Here is a 4,167-nt window from a genome sequence, read left to right on the forward strand (position 1 = left end):
AGCCAACTGTGGTACCCAACTCCTTGGCTCACAGAACGACATGGCTACGATCCGACTTAAATAATAGTGGCTAGACTGGAGGGTTAGGGGTCCTCTGTAAGCACACACCCCCTTTGGTGCAGTCGAAGTTCAAGAGGCGGCTTTTTAAGGAAGTATAAGCCTGGAAAAACAACATAGAAACTTCGTCCTACAGGATTAATGGTGATGAGGTCTTTACTGGAGGGTAAAGGAGAATCATCTTTAATATAGGAACGTGTCAGGCCCGGAAGGGAGCAGCTCTACTATTAACAATTGATGCTTGTAGTATCCCGGGGTGGAGTTGGGTTTTCAGATCACTTATATTTTTGAGATTTGTCCACTCTTGAACATGCCATTATATAATAATGATTAACTTTATAAATAACTTTTAACATATTATTTTATATCTTGTTTTATATGTCGGGATGGCCCAGCCTGGTACGGCGTCGGACTGCTAATCCGATGGTCATATGACCACCCGGGTTCAAATCCCGGTCCCGGCGTTTATTATTTATCTATTTCTTGTTGATGTTCGTATTCCACTCCTAGTGGACAGGCATGTATTGAAACAGCTTTTATTTCAGGTATTTTTAAAATATTTTTTTCAGCAGCATGGACAATTTTATGTGCTTCGGCAACTGTAATCTTTCCATTAACTTTCATGTGTAAATTAACGGTGATGTATGACCCATAATTGTCTATTCTGATATTGTGGGCTTCATATGCACCTGGTGTTTTATCCACTGCCTTTTTAATTTTCTTTATGATTTTTTTATTTGGAACTTTTCCCAGTATATTATCAATATTTTCCCTGCCTATTGTATAGGCTGTCTTTAAGATTATCAGTCCTATTATTATTCCAACAATAGGGTCAAAGATAGGGTATCCGATATTGGATACAACAACACTGACTAAAATAGCTATTGATGAAAAAATATCTGTTTTCTGGTGTTCGCCGTCTGCTACAATAGCAGGACTTTTTATTTTTTTACCTATATTAATTATATATGTACTAACAATCAGGTTTAAAAATATTCCAAGTATGGCCATTAATGCTACATAAAAGTTAGGTACTGTAATCTTGCTTGGATTAACAAGTTTCTCTATGGCTTCTTCTATAATTCCCCATCCAACTATTGCCAGGAATAAAACAATGATTAGTCCACTTACAGCTTCTGCTCTGCCGTGGCCCATTGGGTGTTCTTCATCTGAGGGCTTTTGTCCTATTTTAAATCCGATATAAGCGATAATTGTTGTTACAATGTCAGTCAATGTGTGGAATCCTTCAGCAATTAATGCGTAACTTCCGCCAATATATCCTACACTAATATTTAATGTTGTAAGAATCAAATTTGATATGACTGCGGCAATTGCTGCTTTATTGCCTTCTTTATTTCGAATTTCATCCATTTACTATTTTCTCCTCTAAGATATCCATGGCTTTTTCAATATTTTCATAAGAATTAGCATAAGACATTCTTACGTGTCCTTTTCCGTTTGATCCGAATGCAGCACCAGGAACTGTAATTACTCCTGCTTTTGCTGCTTTTTGAACGAAGTTTTCATCATCGATTTTTGGAAATACGTAAAATGCACCTTCAGCATTTACTGTTTCATAGCCCATTTCGTTTAATCTGCTTACAATCAAATCTCTTCTTCTTTTGAACTCTGCTACCATTTTATTAACTTCATCCTGCGGTCCGCTCAATGCTTCCAGAGCACCTCTTTGTGAAGTTGTTGTCGCACATGCGATATTGTACTGGTGAATTTTAAGCAATTCCTCGCATAAGTCTTCAGTAGTTGTCAGATATCCAATTCTTAAACCTGTCATTGCATACGTTTTTGAAAATCCGTTCAATGTAACGACATTTTCGCTCCATTTAGCTGGGGAGTAGTGTTTTTTGTCATAAATTATCTTTTCATATATCTCATCTGAGATAATGAGGAAATTTTTATCCATTGATAAATCTGCAATAGCTTTAATATCTTCCTTTTCCATAACTGCTCCGGTAGGGTTTGACGGTGAATTTAATATAATAGCTTTGGTGTTTTCTGTAATTTTTTCTTCAACATCGTTTGCTTTTAATTTAGATTCATTTTCCATTTTACAATTAACAGGAACTATCTGACCATCTGCCATATTAATGCAAGCTTCATATGATAAAAAACTAGGATTAGGCAATATTACTTCATCACCTTTTTCTATAAATGCTTGTGCACACATATATAGTGCTTCACTTGCCCCAACGGTTACTATGATATTTTCCGGAGTTGTTTTTATTCCATTATCATTTTTAAATTTTTTAACGATTTCTTCTCTCAATTCAATGTAACCTTTGTTTGGTGTGTAATGAGTGTCATTATCATTAATTGATTCAATCATTGCGTTTTTTATATTTTCAGGTACATTAAAATCAGGTTCGCCAATTCCCAAGTTAATTGCATTAGGATTGGTCACTTCAAACATTTTCCTTATTTGTGATAATTCAATTGTTCTTGTTCTTTTCGCAGGGTTAATCATACTTATTCCTCTATAATTATTATTATATATAATTAATTTTCACATGCTCCACAATTATAACATGGGGACTCATTGCACCATGGGGTTTGCTTTTTGGATTGCAGTCGTTTGTATTCAATTTTTAAAAAATCTTTTTTTACGCCAGTATCGATATTGTCCCATGGAAGGTCATCGTCAATATCATATGTTGGTAAATATTTCATCCATTCATGTAGAGTTACATTTCGGGTCAATGATTTTTCAATAATTGTTGAAACATCACTATTTCCACAAGATAATATATACTGAATGAGTGCTTTTTTAGGACTTTCTATCTTTACATTAAATTTTCGCAAATTCTTTTTAATATATTTACTTTTATGTTTAACATCTTTAAAATTATAACTCATCCATTGTAAAGGAGTATGGGGTTTTGGAACAACCGGATTTATGCTGAATTTTATTTTTTTTCTTGAGGTATGCATATTTCCAATTTTTTCAATATATTCACAAAGGCATTCAATATCCTCCATAGTTTCATATGGCAGTCCAATTAAAAAATATAATTTTATGTTGAAGTCAAGCTCAACTGCATCTTCAATTACTGAGAAAATTTTTTCGTCAGGTATGTCCTTATTGATTCTTTTCCTGAGAATGTCAGTTGATTCAGGTGCCAGAGTAATTGTTTTCAATCCGCTTTCTTTCAGGAGCTTTAAACTCTCATATGTAATCGATTCTATTCTGAGGGATGGTGTTGAAATTTGGAAATCCTTTTCTTCAAGTTTTTTTATCAGCATTTCAATCTGGGAATAATCGCTGACTGCAGCGCCAATTAATGTGATCTTATTTAAATCAGTGTTTTCTCTGGTTTCAACAGCAATATCAATTAACTTATTGATATCTGTTTCTCTCATTGGTCTATAAAGATAACTTGACATGCAGAATCTGCATCCTCTCGTACACCCCCGTGAAACATTTAACATTATTGAATCACTAAAAACAGTCTTATATTCCTCATTATCTGTTTTTGTGATTATCGGTTGGGTTATGTGATATGCATCGTCCATGGATTCTGCAAGGACAATTTTGGCTTTATTGTCAAATTCCGGTATATAAATGCCATCAATATCCAAAAAATTACCTAAATCTTTATTCTCTTTGAATTTGTCTAAAAATTTATTTAATATTGCTTCTCCTTCACCTATAATAAAAATGTCTATGTATTCTGATAGGGGGCTTGGATTGGCAGTGGCACAGGGTCCTCCTGCAATAATCAATGGATTATTTTCATTTCGTTGATTTCGTTTTAATGGGATATTTGCCTTTTTGAGAGTTTCTAAAACATTAAAATAATCTTCTTCAAACTGCAGAGAAAAGCTGATAATATCAAAATTGCTTAGGGGTGTGTTAGACTCAATTGATGTAGTATTTGGGAATGTGACTCTTTCACACCAGGTATCGGTTCGCTCATTAAGGAGATTGTATAATATATTATATCCTAATGATGACATCGCAGTTTTGTATATATTTGGGTATGACAAAGCAAATCTGATGTCTATTTTTCTATAGTCTTTCTTGAAAATATTGTCTTCAAATATCATTTTTTTTCTTTTTTCATATTTTTTTTTATTTCGCTTATTTTCACAATT

General features: G+C 33.7%; 3 protein-coding genes, 1 tRNA gene and 1 other RNA gene. 2 read left to right on the forward strand and 3 right to left on the reverse strand.

Annotation, left to right across the window (positions count from 1 at the left end; genetic code table 11):
• Positions 1–63: 63 nt before the first annotated feature.
• Together ffs and ACKI3Q_RS03085 are read left to right on the forward strand one after the other, a co-directional pair.
• Positions 64–377: signal recognition particle sRNA (gene ffs, locus ACKI3Q_RS03080), an RNA gene on the forward strand.
• Positions 378–437: 60 nt separating this feature from the next.
• Positions 438–521: transfer RNA gene (locus ACKI3Q_RS03085), tRNA-Ser, on the forward strand.
• A gap of 4 nt (positions 522–525) precedes the next feature.
• Here the strand turns inward: ACKI3Q_RS03085 and ACKI3Q_RS03090 are convergent.
• Genes ACKI3Q_RS03090 through ACKI3Q_RS03100 form a run of 3 tightly spaced genes read right to left on the reverse strand, consistent with a single transcriptional unit; the run spans position 526 to position 4,119 of the window.
• Entirely contained in the window at positions 526–1,428 is a 903-nt protein-coding gene (locus tag ACKI3Q_RS03090; protein ID WP_407414147.1) for a cation diffusion facilitator family transporter, read from the reverse strand.
• On the reverse strand, positions 1,421–2,539 hold the full coding sequence (locus tag ACKI3Q_RS03095) for a pyridoxal phosphate-dependent aminotransferase (RefSeq protein WP_407414149.1): 1,119 nt from the start codon (positions 2,537–2,539) through the stop codon (positions 1,421–1,423). Before ACKI3Q_RS03095 ends, ACKI3Q_RS03090 begins: the two co-directional genes overlap by 8 nt.
• 32 nt (positions 2,540–2,571) lie before the next feature.
• Positions 2,572–4,119: a radical SAM protein gene (locus tag ACKI3Q_RS03100; RefSeq protein WP_407414151.1), complete on the reverse strand. Its 1,548-nt coding sequence runs from the start codon at positions 4,117–4,119 to the stop codon at positions 2,572–2,574.
• Positions 4,120–4,167 lie beyond the last annotated feature (48 nt).

It is taken from the genome of Methanobrevibacter sp. (assembly GCF_045636185.1).
Classification (GTDB): Archaea; Methanobacteriota; Methanobacteria; order Methanobacteriales; family Methanobacteriaceae; genus Methanocatella.

What these genes read in the sequence shown, in the direction of transcription:
- ACKI3Q_RS03100 (WP_407414151.1), bottom strand. Translation starts at nt 4,119, where the DNA reads ATGATATTTGAAGACAATATTTTCAAGAAAGACTATAGAAAAATAGAC.
- ACKI3Q_RS03095 (WP_407414149.1), bottom strand. Translation starts at nt 2,539, where the DNA reads ATGATTAACCCTGCGAAAAGAACAAGAACAATTGAATTATCACAAATA.
- ACKI3Q_RS03090 (WP_407414147.1), bottom strand. Translation starts at nt 1,428, where the DNA reads ATGGATGAAATTCGAAATAAAGAAGGCAATAAAGCAGCAATTGCCGCA.